This window comes from Mycobacterium sp. IDUB_3 (assembly GCF_055419585.1).
In genome coordinates, this window is the sequence record NZ_JBVAXZ010000001.1 from 1,288,622 (window position 1) to 1,307,367 (window position 18,746).

At 67.9% G+C, this 18,746-nt stretch carries 16 protein-coding genes, 1 tRNA gene and 1 pseudogene; 8 read left to right on the plus strand and 10 right to left on the minus strand.

Annotation, left to right across the window (positions count from 1 at the left end):
• Positions 1–29 precede the first annotated feature (29 nt).
• Genes ACZYVJ_RS05635 through ACZYVJ_RS05645 form a run of 3 tightly spaced genes read left to right on the plus strand, consistent with a single transcriptional unit; the run spans position 30 to position 3,651 of the window.
• Positions 30–1,151, plus strand: coding sequence for an LLM class flavin-dependent oxidoreductase (locus ACZYVJ_RS05635; RefSeq protein WP_463830123.1), 1,122 nt, complete (start codon positions 30–32; stop codon positions 1,149–1,151).
• Positions 1,148–2,269 carry an LLM class flavin-dependent oxidoreductase gene (locus tag ACZYVJ_RS05640; RefSeq protein WP_463830124.1) on the plus strand — a complete coding sequence of 374 codons (1,122 nt, stop codon included), beginning with the start codon at positions 1,148–1,150 and terminating at the stop codon, positions 2,267–2,269. Before ACZYVJ_RS05635 ends, ACZYVJ_RS05640 begins: the two co-directional genes overlap by 4 nt.
• Complete coding sequence (locus tag ACZYVJ_RS05645; RefSeq protein ID WP_463830125.1) at positions 2,251–3,651, plus strand: NtaA/DmoA family FMN-dependent monooxygenase; 1,401 nt, start codon at positions 2,251–2,253, stop codon at positions 3,649–3,651. The genes ACZYVJ_RS05640 and ACZYVJ_RS05645 overlap by 19 nt, the downstream gene beginning before the upstream one ends.
• Positions 3,652–3,683: 32 nt before the next feature.
• Here the strand turns inward: ACZYVJ_RS05645 and ACZYVJ_RS05650 are convergent.
• Positions 3,684–3,756: transfer RNA gene (locus ACZYVJ_RS05650), tRNA-Asn, on the minus strand.
• A gap of 168 nt (positions 3,757–3,924) precedes the next feature.
• Between ACZYVJ_RS05650 and ACZYVJ_RS05655 the strand changes: the two genes are divergently transcribed.
• The gene (locus tag ACZYVJ_RS05655) at positions 3,925–4,203 is read left to right on the plus strand and encodes a hypothetical protein (protein ID WP_083095784.1); all 279 of its coding nucleotides are present in this window, start codon (positions 3,925–3,927) and stop codon (positions 4,201–4,203) included.
• On the opposite strand, the gene dnaG is transcribed toward ACZYVJ_RS05655, so the two are convergent.
• From dnaG to ACZYVJ_RS05670, 3 genes are all read right to left on the minus strand, one after another.
• The gene (gene dnaG / locus ACZYVJ_RS05660; protein ID WP_463830126.1) at positions 4,187–6,145 is read right to left on the minus strand and encodes a DNA primase; all 1,959 of its coding nucleotides are present in this window, start codon (positions 6,143–6,145) and stop codon (positions 4,187–4,189) included. The genes ACZYVJ_RS05655 and dnaG overlap by 17 nt on opposite strands.
• 29 nt (positions 6,146–6,174) lie before the next feature.
• On the minus strand, positions 6,175–6,792 hold the full coding sequence (gene sodC, locus ACZYVJ_RS05665; protein WP_463830127.1) for a superoxide dismutase[Cu-Zn]: 618 nt from the start codon (positions 6,790–6,792) through the stop codon (positions 6,175–6,177).
• 66 nt (positions 6,793–6,858) lie between these two features.
• Positions 6,859–8,124 carry a deoxyguanosinetriphosphate triphosphohydrolase gene (locus tag ACZYVJ_RS05670; RefSeq protein WP_463830128.1) on the minus strand — a complete coding sequence of 422 codons (1,266 nt, stop codon included), beginning with the start codon at positions 8,122–8,124 and terminating at the stop codon, positions 6,859–6,861.
• An 88-nt stretch (positions 8,125–8,212) separates the two neighbouring features.
• On the opposite strand from ACZYVJ_RS05670, the gene ACZYVJ_RS05675 reads away from it, so the two are divergent.
• On the plus strand, positions 8,213–10,204 hold the full coding sequence (locus ACZYVJ_RS05675) for a TPM domain-containing protein (protein ID WP_463830129.1): 1,992 nt from the start codon (positions 8,213–8,215) through the stop codon (positions 10,202–10,204).
• A gap of 176 nt (positions 10,205–10,380) precedes the next feature.
• Here the strand turns inward: ACZYVJ_RS05675 and ACZYVJ_RS05680 are convergent.
• The 3 genes and pseudogenes from ACZYVJ_RS05680 to ACZYVJ_RS05690 all read right to left on the minus strand — a co-directional run.
• Positions 10,381–10,540, minus strand: a pseudogene (locus tag ACZYVJ_RS05680) (hypothetical protein); the annotation flags it as partial.
• Positions 10,541–11,042: 502 nt separating this feature from the next.
• Positions 11,043–12,269 carry a PPE family protein gene (locus ACZYVJ_RS05685; RefSeq protein WP_463830130.1) on the minus strand — a complete coding sequence of 409 codons (1,227 nt, stop codon included), beginning with the start codon at positions 12,267–12,269 and terminating at the stop codon, positions 11,043–11,045.
• A 251-nt stretch (positions 12,270–12,520) separates the two neighbouring features.
• A complete protein-coding gene (locus ACZYVJ_RS05690; RefSeq protein ID WP_463832855.1) occupies positions 12,521–13,912 on the minus strand; it encodes a glycine--tRNA ligase in 1,392 nt (463 codons plus the stop codon).
• 190 nt (positions 13,913–14,102) lie between these two features.
• On the opposite strand from ACZYVJ_RS05690, the gene ACZYVJ_RS05695 reads away from it, so the two are divergent.
• Positions 14,103–14,531 carry an ArsR/SmtB family transcription factor gene (locus ACZYVJ_RS05695; protein ID WP_463830131.1) on the plus strand — a complete coding sequence of 143 codons (429 nt, stop codon included), beginning with the start codon at positions 14,103–14,105 and terminating at the stop codon, positions 14,529–14,531.
• A complete protein-coding gene (locus tag ACZYVJ_RS05700) occupies positions 14,528–14,923 on the plus strand; it encodes a Fur family transcriptional regulator (protein WP_463830132.1) in 396 nt (131 codons plus the stop codon). Before ACZYVJ_RS05695 ends, ACZYVJ_RS05700 begins: the two co-directional genes overlap by 4 nt.
• A 4-nt stretch (positions 14,924–14,927) precedes the next feature.
• On the opposite strand, the gene ACZYVJ_RS05705 is transcribed toward ACZYVJ_RS05700, so the two are convergent.
• From ACZYVJ_RS05705 to recO, 3 genes are read right to left on the minus strand one after another with little or no spacing between them, the layout of a single operon-like run.
• Positions 14,928–15,356, minus strand: coding sequence for a hypothetical protein (locus tag ACZYVJ_RS05705; RefSeq protein ID WP_463830133.1), 429 nt, complete (start codon positions 15,354–15,356; stop codon positions 14,928–14,930).
• On the minus strand, positions 15,356–16,273 hold the full coding sequence (locus ACZYVJ_RS05710) for a decaprenyl diphosphate synthase (RefSeq protein ID WP_463830134.1): 918 nt from the start codon (positions 16,271–16,273) through the stop codon (positions 15,356–15,358). Before ACZYVJ_RS05710 ends, ACZYVJ_RS05705 begins: the two co-directional genes overlap by 1 nt.
• Complete coding sequence (gene recO / locus ACZYVJ_RS05715) at positions 16,266–17,063, minus strand: DNA repair protein RecO (RefSeq protein WP_463830135.1); 798 nt, start codon at positions 17,061–17,063, stop codon at positions 16,266–16,268. Before recO ends, ACZYVJ_RS05710 begins: the two co-directional genes overlap by 8 nt.
• A 61-nt stretch (positions 17,064–17,124) precedes the next feature.
• On the opposite strand from recO, the gene ACZYVJ_RS05720 reads away from it, so the two are divergent.
• Positions 17,125–18,606 carry an amidase gene (locus tag ACZYVJ_RS05720; protein WP_463830136.1) on the plus strand — a complete coding sequence of 494 codons (1,482 nt, stop codon included), beginning with the start codon at positions 17,125–17,127 and terminating at the stop codon, positions 18,604–18,606.
• Positions 18,607–18,746 lie beyond the last annotated feature (140 nt).

Sequence of the window (18,746 nt, forward strand, 5' to 3'; positions counted from 1 at the left end):
CGCGACGGTGGCACCCTCGAGGCCCACCCATGACCGAGCTGCATCTGGCGGTGGGTCTGGATGGCTATGGTTGGCACCCTCAGGCGTGGCGATACGCGTTCGCGCACAACGCGACCGGTGGCGGGCAACTCAGCGGTCGCTACTGGGCCGCGCTGGCGGGCACCGCCGAGCGCGGGCTGCTGGATTTCCTGACCATCGACGACAGCCTGGACGTGCAGCCGGGCCGCCGGGCCGAGATCTCCCCGCGGCGCCTGGCAGGGCGCGCCGATGCCACGCTGGTGGCCGCCCTAATCGCGCCGATCACCAAGCACATCGGCCTAGTCCCCGTTGCCACAGTGACCCATACCGAGCCGTTTCATGTCTCCAAAGCTATTGCGACGCTTGACCATATCTCTCATGGCCGAGGGGGCTGGCAGGTGCGGGCGAGCCCGACCGCGCACGAAGCCGCGCTGTTCGGCCGGCGGGCCGCCCCCACCGCCGACGAACTGTTCGACGAGGCCGTCGACGCCGTGGAGGTGGTGCGGCGCCTGTGGGACAGCTGGGAGGACGACGCCGTCATTCGCGATGTGGCGACCGGCCGCTACATCGACCGCGACAAGCTGCACTACATCGACTTCACCGGTGAGCACTTCTCGGTCAAGGGGCCCTCGATCACCCCGCGGCCACCCCAGGGCCAGCCGGTGGTGGCGGCGCTGGCGCACGCGCCGCGGGCTTACGAATTCGCCGCCGCCAACGCCGACCTGATCTTCGTCACCCCGCACGACGAGGGCTCGCTGCGCGCGATCCTGGCCGACGTCAGCCACGCGCGGCGCGCGGCTGGTCGCGAGATCCAGGTCTACGCAGACCTGGTGGTGTCGCTGGCCGACGATCCATTGGCACCGGCGGCGGCCATCTCATCCGATGCGCACGTATTCATCGGCAACGCAAGCGATCTGGCGGACCTTCTGCTCGCCTGGCAGGACGCCGGAGTCGACGGCGTGCGGCTGCGGCCCGCGATCAACGCCATCGACCTGCCCGCCATCGTCGACGACCTGGTGCCGCGACTGCAACACGCCGGCCGATTCCGCAACGGCTACCGCGACGGCGAGACACTGCGCGAACGCCTGGGCCTGGCGCCCGCACCGAATCGGTACGCGACGGTGCCGTCATGACCGTCACTCCCCTGTCGATACTCGACCTCGCACCCATCAGCGCCGGCAGCGACGCCGCGACGGCACTGCGCAACACCATCGACCTGGCCCAGCACGCGGAGCGCTGGGGCTACCGGCGCTACTGGCTCGCCGAGCACCACTTCGTCGCGGTAGCCAGCTCATCACCGGTGACGCTGATCGGCCAAATCGCCGCGGCCACAGAGCGAATCCACGTCGGATCGGCCGCTGTGCAGGTCGGCCACACGACGGCGCTCGCCGTAGTGGAAAGCTTCGGCATCCTCGACGCGCTCTACCCCGGCCGCATCGACATGGGGCTGGGCCGGTCCGGGCAACGCCGCCAAGAGGCGGCCGCGTCGCCTCCGGCCGTGCCCGAACGGCCGCCCACGCCGTGGCGTGAGGTGGCCGGCGTCGTCATCCCCACGCCCTTCGACCAGACGCCGCTGATGAAGAGCGATCGGATCCGGGCTCAGGCGTCGGTGCTCGCCCAGCCGTGTGCGCAACCCCCTGACTTCGCCGAGCAGATGGCCGACATCGAGGCGATGCTGACGGGCACCTACACCGTCAACGGCCATGAACTACATGCCGTTCCGGGTGAGCACGCCCAGTTGACACCATGGATCTTCGGCAGCACCAAGGGCCAAAGCGCCGAGGTGGCCGGCGCCCGCGGGCTGCCATTCGTCGCCAGTTACCACATCACCCCCGGCACGGCGCTCGACGCGATCACCGCCTACCGCAATGCGTTCCGACCGTCCGCCCGGCTCTCCGAGCCTTATGTGGTGGTGTCCGCCGACGTCGTGGTGGCCGAGGACAGCGCAACCGCACGCCACCTCGCGTCCGGCTACGGCCGCTGGGTGCATTCCATCCGCAGCGGCCACGGCGCGGTCCCGTACCCCGATCCCGACTTCTGCGAGCCGTTGACCGACGACCAGCAGGCGCTGGTAGCCGACCGCACCGCAACACAATTCGTCGGTAACCCGGACGAGGTCGCCGAACGGCTCGAGCTGCTGCGTCAGGCCACCGATGCCGACGAGCTGGTGATCACCTCCGTGACGCACCGGCACGTCGACCGGCTGCGCTCGCATGAACTGATCGCCAAGCGATGGGGATTGACCGGATGAGCGCTCGAGAAGTAGAACGCCGCAAGCAGATACATCTGGGCGCGCACTTTCCCGGGGTGAACAACACCACGGTGTGGTCCGACCCGAGCGCGGGCAGCCAGATCGCGTTCGAATCGTTTGTCCACCTTGCCAAGACCGCCGAACGGGGGTTGTTCGACTTCTTCTTCCTGGCCGAAGGTCTGCGGCTGCGTGAACACCGCGGCAAGATCCACGACCTCGACGTGGTCGGCAGGCCCGACACCTTCACCGTGCTGGCCGCGCTCGCCTCGGTCACCGACAGGCTCGGCCTCGCCGGCACCATCAACACCACCTTCAACGAACCCTACGAGGTGGCAAGGCAATTCGCGACGCTGGACCACCTCTCCGACGGGCGGTCGGCCTGGAACATGGTCACCTCCTCGGACGCGTTCACCGGCGAGAACTTTCGCCGCGGCGGCTTTCTCGCCCACGCCGACCGCTACCACCGGGCCGAGGAATTCATCACCGTGGCGCGACAGTTCTGGGACAGCTGGGCGGTCGATGCAGTTGTCGCCGACGTCGACGCCGGAATCTATGCCGATCCGGCGCGCATCCGAAGCGTCGGGCACCACGGCCCGCAATTCGGCGTCCGCGGCGTCGCGGCGCTGCCCGCCGGGCCGCAAGGCCACCCGGTGCTGCTGCAGGCCGGCGACTCCGACGACGGCCGCGACTTCGGCGCCCGGCACGCCGACGCCCTGTTCACGCTGCACGGGTCGCTCGAGGCAGGCCAGCGCTACTACGCCGACGTGAAGAGCCGCACCGCGGCCCACGGCCGCGATCCCGACCAGCTCAAGGTGCTGCCCGGTGCGACGTTCGCGCTGGGTGACACCCCCGCCGAGGCGCAGGACAACGCCCGCCACATCCGTGAGCAACAGGTCAGCGGCCCGACCGCGATCGCGTTCCTCGAACAGGTGTGGGGCGTGGACCTCTCGGCCTACGACCCCGACGGGCCGCTGCCCGACGTCGACCCCGTCGAGAACCCGAACATCACGCGGGGACGGGTCCGGCATGGCGACCCCAAGTCGGTCGCCGCAACCTGGCGGGCCCGAGCGGAAGCCGAAAACCTGTCGATCCGCGAGCTGATCATCGAAGTGACCAGCCGCCAGCAGTTCGTCGGCACTCCGCAACAGGTGGCCGAGGAGATCGACCGCTACGTGCAATCCGATGCCTGCGACGGCTTCATCCTGGTGCCGCACCTGACGCCGCACGGCCTCGACGAGTTCGTCGACAAGGTGGTGCCGCTGCTGCAGGAACGCGGTAGCTTCCGCACCGAATACCGCGGCCACACCTTGCGCGAGCATCTGGGCTTGTTGCCCACGCCGCAGTGGGCGGGAAATGCAGCCGGTATCGCGATTGGCCAATGAGAGCCGACAGAGTCGCAGCAGAGTGAATCTTGCTCCCCCGCCTGGACTCGAACCAGGAACCCTTCGGTTAACAGCCGAATGCTCTGCCAATTGAGCTACAGGGGACTAACCAGATCGCGCGACGACTCTAGCGTACTGGCACGACCGCACCCAACTAGCGTGGACCACCGCCCAGCGGCGGACTCGTGGCGATCGCCGGCGCGGCGTGGCCGGGGGCAGCGGGTCGGCGGGCGGTGAGGCAGGATGGAGCCATCGATAGTCGGGAGGAACGTTTTGATCCGGTATGTCGTGGTGCTGGGACTGGGTTATGTGCTGGGCTCGAAAGCCGGGCGTCGCCGATACGAGCAGCTCGTCGGCACTTATCGCGCGCTGACCAGCAGTCCGGTGGCCAAGTCGATGATCGAGGGTGGACGCCGCAAGGTCGCCAATCGCATCTCCCCCGACGCCGGTTTTGTCACGCTGACGGAGATCGACGACCAAACGGCCATCATGGAACGCGACGTCGAGGGCTCGGCGGACGACGTGCTCGCGCCGTCTAATCGTCGCCGCTAGCCTGCTCCAACAGGCTGCGCCGGTAGGACTCCATCGCCACCAGGTCGCCGAATAGGGCGTGATACTCGTCGCCCTGCTCGATCGGCGACATGCGTTGCAGCTTCGACTTCACCTCGGCGATCTGCCGGCCCATCCACACCTCTTGCAGCCGGGCCAGCACGCCGCCGATGTAGCGCGGCAGCTTCTCCTCGTCGACCTGGATGGACTCCACACCCAGCTCGCTGGCCAGGCCGGCCGTCAGGGCCGACGAGGCCTGGTCACGCACCGCCTCGATCCACTGCGCGCCGGTGACCCCGCTCGACGTACCCCCGGCGGTCTCGATGGCCGCGCGGATGGCCGCGTACCCGGGGTGGGTGAAGCTCTCGACGGTCAACGTGTCGAACACCGGCCCCGCGAACGCCGGGTACTGCAGGGCCGCCTTGAGCGCCTCACGTTGTGGCCACAGGGTCGGGTCACGGGGGTCGGGACGGCTGGCGGCGGCGGCCTGGGCCGCGGCGGGCGCCGACTCGGCCGCGCGGCGGGAAGCCCTGGGCGCAGAAGCGCCGCGAGCCTGGGCGCTCGAGCTCTTGGCCTGGCTGCGCACCCGGTCGATCACCTGCGCGACGTCGTCCCAGCCGACCCACCCGGCGAGCTGGCGGGCGTACTCGTCGCGCAGCGTGGGGTCCTTGATCTGGCTCACCATGGGCACGCAGCGGCGCAGAGCGCCAACGCGGCCCTCGGCGCTGTCCAGGTCGATCTCGGCGAGCGCCGAACGTATCGCGAATTCGAACAGCGGGGTTCGCCGCGCCACCAGGTCGCGCAACGCGCCGTCGCCGGACTTCAGCCGCAGATCGCACGGATCCATGCCGTCCGGCGCGACGGCCACGAACGACTGCCCCGCCAGGTTCTGCTCGCCGCCGAAGGCCTTGAGCGCGGCTGCCCGCCCGGCCGCGTCACCATCGAAAACGTAGATCAGTTCGCCGCGAAAGAAACTGTCATCCATCATCAGTCGGCGCAGCATCGACAGATGCTCATCGCCGAACGCGGTGCCGCACGAGGCCACGGCGGTGGTGACCCCGCTCAGATGCATCGCCATCACGTCGGTGTAGCCCTCGACGACGACCGCCTGGTGCCCCTTGGCGATGTCGCGTTTGGCCAAGTCGATGCCGAACATCACGTTCGACTTCTTGTACAGCAACGTCTCGGGCGTGTTGATGTACTTGGCTTCCATCGGATCGTCGTCGAACAGCCGCCGGGCACCGAAGCCGATCACCTCACCGGCCGAACTCCGGATGGGCCAGAGCAGTCGGCGGTGGAAGCGGTCCATCGGTCCGCGCCGACCCTGCCGCGACAGGCCGGCAGCTTCCAGCTCTTTGAACTCGAAACCCTTGCGCACCAAATGCTTTGTCAGCGAATCCCAGCCCGACGGTGCGAAACCGCAACCGAAGCGACGGGCCGCCTCGGCGTCGAAGTTCCGCTCGGTCAGGTACTGCCGGGCCAGTGCGGCCTCGGCGGATTCCAGCGCCGCCGCATAGAACTCCGCCGCGGCCGCGTTGGCCGCGACGAGCCGGCTGCGGCTCCCGCGGTCGCGCTGAACGCTGGTCGCCGGGCCGGAGTAATTGATGGTGTGGCCGATCCGGTCGGCGAGCAGTTCGACCGCCTCGACGAAGCTGACGTGTTCGATCTTCTGAATGAACGCGTACACGTCGCCGCCCTCACCACAGCCGAAGCAGTGAAAGTGGCCGTGGTTGGGGCGCACGTGAAACGACGGCGACTTCTCGTCGTGGAACGGACACAGGCCCTTGAGCGAATCGGCGCCGGCCCGCCGCAATTGGACGTAATCGCCGACGACTTCGTCGATGCGCACCCGTTCGCGGATGGCCGCGATGTCGCGGTCGGGAATCCGGCCGCGACCCCGGGCACGGCCATCGCCCTCCGCGCGTGAACCTGCCGGGCTTGACATCGGCTCAGTCTAAGGCGCGACGGCGAAAGCTAGCCGGTACCGATGACGCCACAGGCGACCCGGTCCATCGCGTTCTCGGTGTCCTGCGCCCCGTGCAGCATCAGCGCGGTCTTGTTGCCCGCCAGTAGGTCGTCCCGGTTGAACGAATCGGTGGTGGTGACCAGGTACGCCGAGCCGTCCTGACGGACCTCGAGCGATGCCAGATCGCCGCTCTCCGGCTTACCGGTGTGGCCGGGGGCCTGGTAGTGGCCGCCGGCGGACAGGAAGTTCCCGGGTGCGCCCCCGGTGGGAGCCACCGAGTTCGGCTCGCACTTGCCGATCTCGTGCACGTGCAGGCCATGGATGCCGGGCGTCAGGATGCCGGGCGCCGCCGTCTTCACGGTGACGGTGACGTAGTTGCCGGTGAAGTCGAAGGTCGCGGTGGCCGCCGAGCGACCATCGGGCGTCTTCAGTTCCGCGCTGAGCGAGCCGCCGGCCGGTGCCGGGGTCGTCGTCTCGCCGGACGACGTCGGAGCCGCACTCTTCACCGGCGGCGTGGTGCCCTGCTGGGTGCTCGCATGCTGCGGTGAACTGCAGGCTGTCATGGCGACGACGGGCAGTCCCATCAAGAAGGAGGCCACAAAGGGCGAGCCGCTGAATTTCTTCATGTCGGGCAGCCTAACTCGCGGCGGCCCCGCCGAGTCCCGGACCGGACGACTTGATGCCCGCCGCGACTACGGAGCGGCCCGGCGGACGTCGATCCGTTCGAGCCGGCCCTCGGTGAACGAGGCGATCTGATCGACGATGACCCGCCACCTCGCGCCGTCGTCGGCCGCGGTGTTGAAGGCTGCAGCAAAGACCGGATCGAGCGTTCGGGGTGCCCCGGCATACAGCCAGTGCGCGACCCGATGGATGCGTTCGCGCTGCCCGGCTTGGGTTTCCTGATGCCGCGGATCGGACATGATGAATTGCAGCGCCAGGATTTTCAGCAAGGCGACCTCGGCACGAACCAGGTCGGGAACCTGCAGCTCGGCCCGGTAGCGGACCAGAGGCCCGGGGCCTGCCGCCGCGCGGGTGGTGGCAATGGCGGCCGAGGCGAACCTGCCGACCAGCTCGCTGGTCAACCGCTTCAGCGCGACCGAAGCGGCGAGCGTCGCGTCGTACTTGCCGACGGCGGCGACCACCGGCAGGGCGGCGAGCCGTCGCGCGGCCGCCATGAAGTCATCGGCACGTACCCGAGAGAATTCGTTCTCGCCCAGTTTGGCCAACGCGGCGGCCTCGTCATCGTCGGCCAGCACCCGCAGGTCGATGCGTTGGGACACCACACCGTCCTCGACGTCGTGCACCGAATACGCCACGTCGTCGGCCCAGTCCATGACCTGCGCCTCCAGGCACATCCGGCCCTCCGGCGCACCCGCCCGGACCCAGGCGGCCGGCTCGCGGTCGTCGTCGTAAAATCCGAACTTGCGTTGTCCTTCGCCGCGCGGCCACGGATACTTGGTGACCGCGTCCAGCGACGCGCGAGTCAGATTCAGTCCCGCGCTATTGCCTTGTTCGTCAAGGACTTTGGGCTCAAGACTGGTCAGGATTCGGAAGTTCTGGGCGTTGCCCTCGAAACCGCCATAATCCGTTGCGACCTCGTCGAGCGCGCTTTCACCGTTGTGGCCGTAGGGCGGGTGGCCGATGTCGTGGGCCAGTCCCGCCAGCTCGACCAGGTCGAGGTCGCAGCCCAGCCCGATCGCCATCCCCCGCCCGATCTGGGCGACCTCGAGCGAGTGCGTCAGCCGGGTGCGCGGCGTGTCACCTTCTCGCGGCCCGACCACCTGGGTCTTGTCGGCCAACCGGCGCAGCGCGGCGCTGTGCAGAACCCGCGCGCGATCGCGGGCGAAGTCGGTGCGGTGCTGACCCTCGGTGCCCGGCAGACCCGCAGTCTTCGGCGCTTCGGCCACCCGTCGCTCACGGTCGAAGTCGTCGTATGGGTCGTGCTGATTCCTGGTCACCGACGCACAGTCTGCCAGGGAATGCCCGCCGAAGTCTGGCTCGACTCAGGCCTACTGGCGTGTGTCGCGGCGGGGCTAGATTGGCCCTATGCGTTGCACCGCTCGCCTGATCGCCGTGATCGCGACGATCCTCACGGTCGGCTTCGGCGGCGGCGTGCTCCTGGCACCGTCCGCCGCCGCGCAACCACCATTCCGATTGGCCGACTACATCACTGACCCCGCGGGAGCCCTGTCCGATTCCGGGCACCGCGCGGTCAGCTCCGCCCTCAACAAGCTGTACACCGACCGGCACATCCGGCTGTGGGTGGTCTACGTCGACAACTTCTCCGGGCAGACCGCAGCCGGATGGGCACAACGCACCGTGAGCAGCAGCGACCTGGGCGACTACGACGCGCTGCTGGCCGTCGGCACCACCAGCCGTGAATACGCCTTCCTGGTGCCCTCCACGATCAAGAGCATCAACGCAAACCAGGTCGACAAGTTGCGGCGCAACGAGATCGAGCCCGCCCTGCACAACGGAGATTGGAGCGGGGCCGCCGTCGCGGCGGCCAACGGGCTCGACACCTCGCCCGGTTCGTCGGGCCGGGTGGCACTGCTGGCCGTACTGGCGGGCATTCTCGTCTCGTTGGCAGTTCTGTTGCTGGTCATGCGTTATCGCGGCCGGCGCCGCCGTGCCGCGGCGTTGGCCGCGGCACGCCGGGTCGACCCCACCGACGCCGATGCGCTGGCCGCGGTGCCGCCGCAGGCACTCGACGACCTGTCCCGCGCGCTGGTGGTGGACGTCGACAATGCTGTACGCACCAGCGCCAACGAATTGGAGCTGGCGGTCAGCGAATTCGGCGAAGACCGCACCCAGCCATTCACCCAGGCCGTGACCAACGCGAAAGCGGCTCTGTCCCAGGCATTCACGATCCGCCAGCAGCTCGACGACGCGACGCCGGAGACGCCGGCGCAGCGCCGCGAGTTGCTCAACCAGGTGATCGTCTCGGCGGCGCGCGCCGACCGCGAACTGGAGTCGCAGACCGAGGCATTCGAGAAGTTGCGCGATTTGGTGATCAACGCCCCCACCCGGCTCGACTCGCTGACACAGCAGTACGTGGAACTCACCACTCGCATCGCACCTTCCGAGGAACGGCTTGCCTTGCTGTACAAGGACTTCAGCGCTGCCGCACTGACTTCGGTGTCCGGCAACGGCACGGCGGCCAAGGAGCGCCTGGCGTTCGCCGACCGCAACATCGGCAGCGCCCGCGAGCTTGCCGCCCAAGCCGTCAGCGGGCAGCAAGCCGGGCTGGTCGACGCCGTCCGCGCCGCCGAGTCGGCACTGGGCCAGGCGCGCGCGTTGCTCGACGCGGTGGACGACGTGGCCAGTGACATTCAGCACGCCATTGACCGGTACCCGTCGGCGATGACCGACATCCAGAACGACATCGAGCGCGCGGACGAACTGCTGCGGAAGACACCGAAGGTCAAAACCGAGCACACCGGTGACCTGGTTGCGGCGCGCGACGCGGCCGTCCGGGCCGTAGAGAGCGCACGAGCCGGCGCATCCGACGATCCGCTGGGCGAGTTCAGTCAGCTGACCAAGGCCGATGCCGGGCTCAACGGGCTGTTGGCCACGCTGGCCCAGGAACAGGCCGCCGCCGAACAGCTGAACCGGTCATTGGAGCAGGCGTTGTTCACCGCGCAGTCGAGGGTCCGCGCGGTGTCGGACTACGTCGACACGCGCCGGGGCAGCATCGGACCCGAGGCGCGCACCCGGCTGGCCGAGGCCAGACGACATCTCCAAGCCTCGGAGGATAAACGGTCGAGGCTGCCGACCGAGGCGATCGCCCACGCCAATGCGGCGTCGACGCTGGCGGCCACGGCGCAGTCCCTGGCCAACGACGACGTGCAACTGGCACAGCGCGCCTACCTGGGCCGCGGCGGCAGCGACATGGGCGCGATGCTCGGCGGCATCATCATCGGCAACGTCCTCAGCGGAGGCATGCGGGGCGGATTCGGCGGCTGGAGCCCGACCTCGTTCGGCGGTAGCGCGGGTTCGTCCGGCGGCGGTTTCATGGGTGGCGGCGGCCGGTTCTGAGCAGCGCCTGACGCCGGCGCTCGCCGGCGCTTCGGGTTTTCGCCGTTGTCAGCCGGCCGCTGGGGAATGCGGTATTACGCCCGGGGACCGTGGCACGGTGTCGCCGTCCCACCCGCTCCACACACCGTCGGCGACGGCTGTCGGACGGGGAACGTCGGCCATCTCTTCGGAAGCTTCGGCACTGACCTCCGGCTTCGGCGCCCAGTGGTCATACTCATCTGGTGGGACGACCACGCCCCACTTGAGTGGAACCGACAAACCACCGAGCATGCCGGACTCACCTCGAACTGCCGACACCGTGTCATCCGGCAACGGCGAACCGAGAGGCAATAGCACCCCTGCCCCCTTCCACAGCCGATAGAGCGTTCGGGCGCTGTGGCGAATCTATTTACACCAACCGGTTCACATCGTAAGACAAAGTGAAGAAAATTTGCGGGAATTGCCAATTTTTCCTTTTGGCGCGTGCTCAGCAGCGGGCCGCCCGTCGCCGGGTCGGCGACGGCAGCCGACGAGCGGGCCGCCCGCATCGACAACGTCGTGAGCCGACGCTCGACTCGGGGCGTGATGCGACGGATCGCCGAACCGATATTCGTTGGTCCGCAACGCTTTAGGGCTATCGGCGAGGTCGCACCGCGATGGGCGGACGAGATCTTGCGGCGCGTCGCGGCAGTCGGTCTCGCCGGTTCGACAGCTGAACGAGCGAGAGTCACGAGTTTTTACTAGACGCATCAGATGAATTCGCGCGTCGCGATACAACGCCCGTCGCCGTATAACCAAAAGTCTTGAATTCGCTCTCCATTGCACAATATTCACGTCTGCAACAGCAGTACCGTCGCCTCTATCCGGGGCGGTTGCGCGGAATCACCTTGGGACGAGACCTCACCACCTGAGCCCGGGTCCCGCGGTCCTCGCCCTCGGGGGTCTTGTCGCCGACCGGCATCGCGGCCATCGGCGCGCCGCTGCCCGGCCCGGTAGCCGCCGTGGCGGCCGGCGCTCCCGAGCCCACACCCGACATCGCCGGAGTGGCGATGTACGCCGGCATCGACCCTTGCCACGCTGCGGGCACCGACATCGACCCGATGAACCGCGCGCTACCCAGGCCCGCCGTCGCAACGCCCAAGGCGCCCAACCCCCCACCCGCCAATGGCTGCAGGTCGGATAGTGCGCTACCCGAACTGTGCGGCGCACTGAGGGGCGCACTGGTCGCATTGACCAGCGGCGGTGCCAGTGACGGCGCAGACACGGGCGCCGCGGCGCGGCCGGCGGGGCCGGCACTCTGGGCGAGCGTCACCATGGGCGTCATCAGCGCCGTTGCCGGGTACACCCCCGCCTGCGCGACCGTTGTCAGGGTGGCCACCGGCGTCGACGAAAGCAACGAGACGGCCGGCGACAGCGCCCCGAGTACCGACTGCAGCTCGGACGCGAACGCCGTCCCCAGTGAGGACAGGCCCTGGAAGAACTGCGCTGCGAAACTCAGGGGAGCCGTCACCAATCCGGCGAGGCCCGCCAGGCCCGCGGACGGTGCGCTGCCCCCCAGGGCCGCGGGCGGCACGCTGAACTCCGGCAACGCCTGCGCCATCGATTGAGCCCCGGCGTGATAGCCCAACATCGCCGCCACGTCCTGCGCCCACATCTCGACGTATTCGAGCTCGGTCTGTGCGATGGCCGCCGTGTTGATGCCGAAGAAGTTCGTCGCGATCAGCACGAGCAGCCGGGCCCGGTTCGCCAGCACCTGCGGCAGCGGAACCGTCGCCACCAGAGCGCCCTCGAAAGCCAGCGCGGCTATCCGGGCCTGCAGTGCCGCCACCTCTGCTTGCGCCGCAGCGATAATCAGCCATTCCACGTAGGGCGCCGCGGCAGCGGTCATCGACATCGACGACGGCCCCATCCAGGCGCCACCGGCCAAATCGGAAACCGTGGTGTGAAACGACGATGCCGAGGATGACAGCTCAGCCGCCAGTCCATCCCACGCCGAGGCCGCCTCGAACAGAGGGCCGGCCCCCGGGCCGGCAAATATCAAGGCCGAGTTGATCTCAGGAGGGAAGAACACAAACGCGGGAATCATGTGCAACCCCAACCGACCGAGTCAACGGCTCCTACCCCGAACGGCCCGAGATCCGCCCGCGGCCATTAGCTATCTACTTATGCCCCAGTGGGGATCCTAAGGCACCATCACCGCAAAAGGCCGGACTTTAAACAAACCTTATTTCGGAAATCCGGCGTCGGCGATGGCGCATCGGCGGCCACGCGAGACCGTCAGACGTGCGGCGGCGCAACGGGACAGACAATATACAAGACCGTGCCACAACTGGCCGATTAACAGCCCTTCAGGCGCGCTGCCAGATAATCGGACACGGCATTCATCGGGACGCGCTCCTGGGACATGTCGTCGCGCCGGCGCACCGTCACGGCGTTGTCCTCGAGGGAGTCGAAATCGACCGTGACGCAGAACGGCGTACCAATCTCGTCCTGGCGCCGATAACGTCGCCCGATCGCACCGGCGTCGTCGAAATCGATATTCCAAAACTTGCGCAACTCGGCGGCCAAGTCCCGCGCCTTCGGGCTCAAGTCGGCGTGACGAGACAAGGGAAGCACCGCAGCCTTGACCGGAGCCAGGCGCGGATCCAGACGCAGAACGGTGCGTTTTTCCATCTTGCCCTTGGCGTTCGGAGCTTCGTCCTCCACGTAGGCGTCGATCAAGAAGGCCATGAACGACCGCGTCAGACCGGCGGCCGGCTCGATGACATACGGCGTGTACCGGGTGTCGGTGATCTGGTCGTAGAACGACAGGTCGACGCCGGAATGCTTTGCATGCGTCGACAAGTCGAAATCCGTACGGTTGGCGACACCTTCCAACTCGCCCCACGGATTACCGGCGAAGCCGAACTTGTACTCGATGTCGACGGTGCGATCGGAGTAGTGCGACAACTTGTCGGCGGGGTGTTCGAATAACCGCAAGTTCTCCTGATCGATGCCCAGGTCGACATACCATTGCAGCCGGGTGTCGATCCAGTACTGATGCCATTCCTTCGCGGTCGACGGCTCGACGAAGAACTCCATTTCCATTTGTTCGAACTCGCGGGTGCGGAAAATGAAGTTGCCCGGGGTGATCTCGTTGCGAAAACTCTTGCCGATCTGGCCGATTCCGAAAGGTGGCTTCTTGCGGGCGGTCGTCACGACGTTGGCAAAGTTGACGAAGATGCCCTGGGCCGTCTCGGGCCGCAGGTAATGCAGGCCCTCCTCGGTCTCGATCGGACCGAGGTAGGTCTTGAGCATCATGTTGAACTCGCGCGGCTCGGTCCACTGGCCCGGCTCGCCGGTCTCCGGGTCGCGGATGTCGGCCAGCCCGTTGGGCGGCGGGTGTCCGTGCTTGGCTTCGTACGCCTCGATGAGGTGGTCGGCGCGGTAGCGCTTGTGGGTGATCAACGACTCGACGAGCGGGTCATGGAACACCTCGACGTGGCCGGAGGCCACCCACACCTGGCGCGGCAGGATGATGGAGGAATCCAGGCCCACGACGTCGTCGCGACCGCTGACCACCGAGCGCCACCACTGCCGTTTGATGTTCTCTTTGAACTCCACCCCCAGCGGGCCGTAATCCCACGCCGACCGGGTGCCGCCGTAGATCTCCCCCGAGGGAAAGACGAAGCCGCGCCGTTTGGCCAGGTTCACTACGGTGTCGATGACGGACGCCACGGGGCGGTGCACTCCCTTTCCGGGTTCGGGCGGGCACGCGCGGCGGTCAACCGCGGTGCGCAGAGCATCAGTCATGGTAGCGATCGACGCCGCGGTCTTTGACATGCGTCATCATGCATGTGACAGTGGATGGCAGCCGATAACGATATTCAATGGCGGATACTTTCCACTACCTGGCACTTCCCGAGGTGATGCCGCTCCCATGATGACGTCCCCGTCACCTTCTCCATCGATGCCGGCCGCCGACGACGGCGACTCCGACCCGGGCGTGGTCGCCCACGACCACGACGCGTTCGATGCCGCCGGGCACTCCGGAGTCACCGCATATCCGGTCCCGCCGCCGCGAGACATCCTCGATGCCGCCGGCGAGTTGTTGCGCGCGCTGGCCGCGCCCGTGCGGATCGCGATCGTGTTGCAGCTGCGCGAGTCCCACCGGTGCGTGCACGAGCTGGTGGATGCGCTGGGCGTACCCCAGCCGCTGGTCAGCCAGCACCTGAAGATTTTGAAGGCGGCCGGGGTGGTCACCGGGGAGAGGTCCGGTCGCGAGGTGCTCTACCGGCTCGCCGATCATCACCTGGCGCACATCGTGGTGGACGCTGTCGCGCACGCCAGTGAGGAGCCGCGCCAATGACCGGAACCAGCGTCCGCTCCACCCGGCAGCGTGCGGCGATCTCCACGTTGCTGGAGACGCTCGACGAGTTCCGCTCGGCCCAAGAGCTGCACGACGAGCTGCGCCGCCGCGGCGAGAACATCGGCCTGACGACCGTCTACCGGACGCTGCAGTCGATGGCCGCGGCCGGGATGATCGACACGCTGCGCACCGACACCGGTGAATCGGTGTACCGCAGGTGTTCCGAGCACCATCACCATCACCTGGTGTGCCGCAGCTGCGGCGCCACCATCGAGGTGGGTGATCACGAGGTCGAGGAATGGGCGACGGAAGTGGCTGCCAAACATGGTTTCTCCGATGTCAGCCACACCATCGAGATCTTCGGCACCTGTTCGGATTGCAGGGGCCGGTAACCGGTCAGGCCGTCAGCGCCCGACGTATCCCGGCGCCGGTGTCCAGCACCAACAGGATCAGCGTCCGCAGGGCATCATCGGTGAGGCCGCCGCCGGGGAAGTTGTAGCGCAGCATCACGTCGGCGGTTTTCGACGCACCCTTGCCCGAATTACGTTGCACGGCCTTCTCATTGACCTTCTCGATCAGGCTGATGCTTCCGAAATTGCTGTCGCGGGCCTCCTTGGCCACCTGCTCGCTGATTTTCTTGGTCAGCGGCAGATCCCACGCCAATATCTGGGTGAGCGACACCAGATCGAGGCCCTCGGCGATGTTCACCACCCGCAACGAGGCGATGGTGCCGTCGTGGCGCACCGTGACCGCACCGTCGGACTCCTCCTCGAGAGGGAGGACCTCGCTGAGTATCGACGCCAGGCGCTCCTGCAGCGATGGCACTATGCGCTCCCGAATCTGCGGTTGCGGGAGGCGTATTCCTCACACGCTGCCCACAAATCGCGGCGGTCGTAGTCGGGCCACAGCTTGTCCTGAAAGACGTATTCGGCGTACGCCGCCTGCCACAACATGAAATTGCTGGACCGGTGCTCCCCCGAGGTCCGCAGGAACAGATCCACGTCGGGAATGTCGGGCCGCTGCAGGTGATGCGCAACAGTCGACTCGGTGATGCGCTCCGGGTTCAGTCGGCCTGCGGCGGCCAGGCGTGCGATTTCCTTTGTGGCCTCCGCGATTTCGGCACGCCCACCGTAGTTGACGCAATAGTTGACGGTGATGACGTCGTTGCCCTTGGTCATGTCCTCCGCGATCGCCAATTCATTGATCACGCTGCGCCACAGGCGCGGACGTGAACCCACCCACCGGATCTTGACCCCGATCGTCTTCAGGTTCACCCGGCGCATGCGCACCACATCGCGGTTGAACCCCATCAGGAAGCGGACCTCCTCGGGGGAGCGCTTCCAGTTTTCCGTGGAGAAGGCGTACAGGCTGAGCCATTTGATGCCGAGTTCTATTGCGCCGCAGACGATGTCGATGACAACCGCCTCACCCGCCTTGTGGCCGTCGGTGCGGGTCAGCCCCTGTTGGGTGGCCCAGCGGCCGTTGCCGTCCATCACGATGGCCACATGGTTGGGCAGTCGATCGGCCTCGATCCTGGGTGCGGCCGCCTTGGAGATGTGCTGCGGCGGCCGGGACGGCCCGCCGTCGGGGGACGGCGGCAGCTCTGGAAAGACGACCGGCCAGGTCGACTTGTCGGGAAACACCGGATAGTCGTCGGGCGCGGGGGGCAGCTGCGGGAAATCGGCTGATGCCGTAGCGTGCTCGGCCTTTCGACCGGAGCCGCCGGCCCAGAGTTTAGCCACAGTCCATATCCTGCCCGATCAGCGCCGCGCGCTGGTCGGCGATGGTCCGGTCGACGTGATACGTCCGTTCCACGAGCGGCAACGTCTTGAGCTGTCGCTCCAGATGCCACTGCAGGTGCGCGGCCACCAGACCGCTGACGTAGTTGCGGTGCGATTGCGGCGTCTTCTCGGCGAAGTCCCAATCGCCGTCGTGCAGCGCGGACATCAGATCCAGCACCCCCGGCGGCGGCGTCGTCGAACCGGCCGGGCGGCAGTGTGTGCAGACGCTGCCGCCGGCGCCGACGTGGAACGCCCGATGGGGACCGGGGGTGGCGCAACGGGCGCACTCATTGAGCGCGGGCGCCCATCCGGCGATGCCCATCGCGCGCAGCAGGTAGGCGTCCAGCAGGAGGTCCCGGGACCGGCGGCCGTCGGCCACCGCCCGCAACGCGCTCACCGTGAGCCCGTGCAGGGCCGGGGCGGGCGCGCGCTCCTCACCGGCGAGGCGCTCGGCGGTTTCCAGCATGGCGCAGCCGCAGGTGTAACGGCCGTAGTCGTTGACGATGTCGGTGGCGAACGCGTCAATGGAGACGACCTGGGTGACGATGTCGAGGTTGCGGCCGGGATATAGCTGCGCGTCGATGTGCGCGAACGGCTCCAGCCGCGCACCGAATTTGCTGCGGGTACGGCGCACGCCCTTGGCCACCGCGCGGACCAGCCCGTGATCACGAGTCAGCAGGGTGACGATCCGGTCGGCTTCGCCGAGCTTGTGCTGGCGCAACACAACAGCTCGGTCTCGGTATAGCCGCATCGCAATAGTTTTGCACCCCGCCGCGACATTACGGGTATCCGCGCCGTTAGTCTCGTACCCCGTGATTGGCGCTTCTGGGTCGGGTCCCGGGTCCATTGCCGGATCCGGCCACCGGCGCCTGCCCACACTCACTGACCTGCTCTATCAGCTGGCCAGCCGCTCGGTGACATCCACCACGCTGGTGGGTCGCTCCCTGCACGCCATCCATGCCAGCCAGCCCACGCTGAACGCCTTCCGGGTGGTGCTCACCGAGTCGGCGCTGGCCGACGCGGCGGAGGCCGACCGGCGCCGCGCGGCCGGCGACACCGCCCCGCTGCTGGGGGTCCCGATCGCGGTCAAAGACGATGTCGACATCGCCGGGGTGCCCACCGCATTCGGGACCGAGGGGTCGGTCCCGCCCGCCACGCACGACGCCGAGGTGGTGCGCCGCCTCAAGGCGGCCGGCGCGGTGATCGTCGGCAAGACGAACACCTGCGAACTCGGCCAATGGCCGTTCACCAGCGGGCCCGGCTTCGGGCATACCCGCAACCCCTGGTCGCGCCGGCACACCCCCGGCGGATCGTCAGGCGGCAGCGCCGCCGCGGTGGCCGCCGGACTGGTCACGGCCGCCATCGGCTCCGACGGCGCAGGCAGCATCCGCATCCCGGCGGCGTGGACGCACCTGGTGGGCATCAAACCGCAGCGCGGACGCATCTCGACCTGGCCGTTGCCGGAGGCGTTCAACGGCATCACGGTCAACGGTGTGCTGGCCCGCACCGTGGCCGACGCGGCGCTGGTCCTCGACGCCGCATCCGGCAACGTCGAGGGCGACCGGCACAAGCCGCCCCCGATTACCGCGTCCGACTATGTGGGGAAGGCGCCAGGTCCGCTGAACATCGCGCTCTCCACCCGGTTCCCGTACACCGGCTTCCGGCCGAAGCTGCACCCGGAGATTCTGGCCGCGACGCGGGCCGTCGGCAAGCAACTCGAACTGCTCGGCCATACCGTGGTGCCCGGCAACCCCGACTACGGCATGCGGTTGTCCTGGGACTTCCTCGCCCGGTCCACCTCGGGCCTGCGGGATTGGGAGGAGCGGCTGGGCGACGGCGTCGTGCTGGATCCCCGCACGCTGTCCAACCTGCGCTTGGGCGCCGTGCTGGGACAAGCGATCCTGCGCAGCGCCCGCCGCCACGAAGAGGACGACCAACGCCGGGTGGGCTCGATCTTCGACATCGTCGACGTCGTGCTGGCGCCGACCACGGCCCAGCCCCCGCCGCTGGCGCGCGCCTTCGATCGGTTGAGTGGCTTCGGCACCGACCGCGCCATGATCGCGGCCTGCCCGCTGACATTCCCGTGGAACGTGCTGGGCTGGCCGTCGATCAACGTACCGGCGGGCTTCACCTCCGACGGCCTGCCGATCGGCGTGCAGCTGATGGGTCCGGCGAACAGCGAGGGCATGCTGATTTCGCTGGCCGCCGAGCTCGAGGCCGTCTGCGGATGGGCGAGCGAGCAGCCCCACTCGTGGTGGGACCAGACCACCGATGCGTCCGGCGCCCACGGCTGACGTCTCAGCCGCCGCCCACGCGCGTTTCGCAGCTCATAGTCGCGAATTGGGCCCGTAGCCCGACGCCACGGATCCGTCGTTGCAGACCGTCCTGGTGCTGGCCTGACGTGGCGATCCCGCGCACAAGGATGCACATGGGC

Excerpts from the sequence above, each read along its gene's own strand:
- ACZYVJ_RS05695 (WP_463830131.1), top strand. The coding sequence starts at position 14,103 with ATGATGACGTCCCCGTCACCTTCTCCATCGATGCCGGCCGCCGACGAC.
- ACZYVJ_RS05640 (WP_463830124.1), top strand. The coding sequence starts at position 1,148 with ATGACCGTCACTCCCCTGTCGATACTCGACCTCGCACCCATCAGCGCC.
- ACZYVJ_RS05685 (WP_463830130.1), bottom strand. The coding sequence starts at position 12,269 with ATGATTCCCGCGTTTGTGTTCTTCCCTCCTGAGATCAACTCGGCCTTG.
- dnaG (WP_463830126.1), bottom strand. The coding sequence starts at position 6,145 with ATGTCAAGCCCGGCAGGTTCACGCGCGGAGGGCGATGGCCGTGCCCGG.
- ACZYVJ_RS05635 (WP_463830123.1), top strand. The coding sequence starts at position 30 with ATGACCGAGCTGCATCTGGCGGTGGGTCTGGATGGCTATGGTTGGCAC.
- ACZYVJ_RS05700 (WP_463830132.1), top strand. The coding sequence starts at position 14,528 with ATGACCGGAACCAGCGTCCGCTCCACCCGGCAGCGTGCGGCGATCTCC.
- sodC (WP_463830127.1), bottom strand. The coding sequence starts at position 6,792 with ATGAAGAAATTCAGCGGCTCGCCCTTTGTGGCCTCCTTCTTGATGGGA.
- ACZYVJ_RS05645 (WP_463830125.1), top strand. The coding sequence starts at position 2,251 with ATGGGGATTGACCGGATGAGCGCTCGAGAAGTAGAACGCCGCAAGCAG.
- ACZYVJ_RS05675 (WP_463830129.1), top strand. The coding sequence starts at position 8,213 with ATGCGTTGCACCGCTCGCCTGATCGCCGTGATCGCGACGATCCTCACG.
- recO (WP_463830135.1), bottom strand. The coding sequence starts at position 17,063 with ATGCGGCTATACCGAGACCGAGCTGTTGTGTTGCGCCAGCACAAGCTC.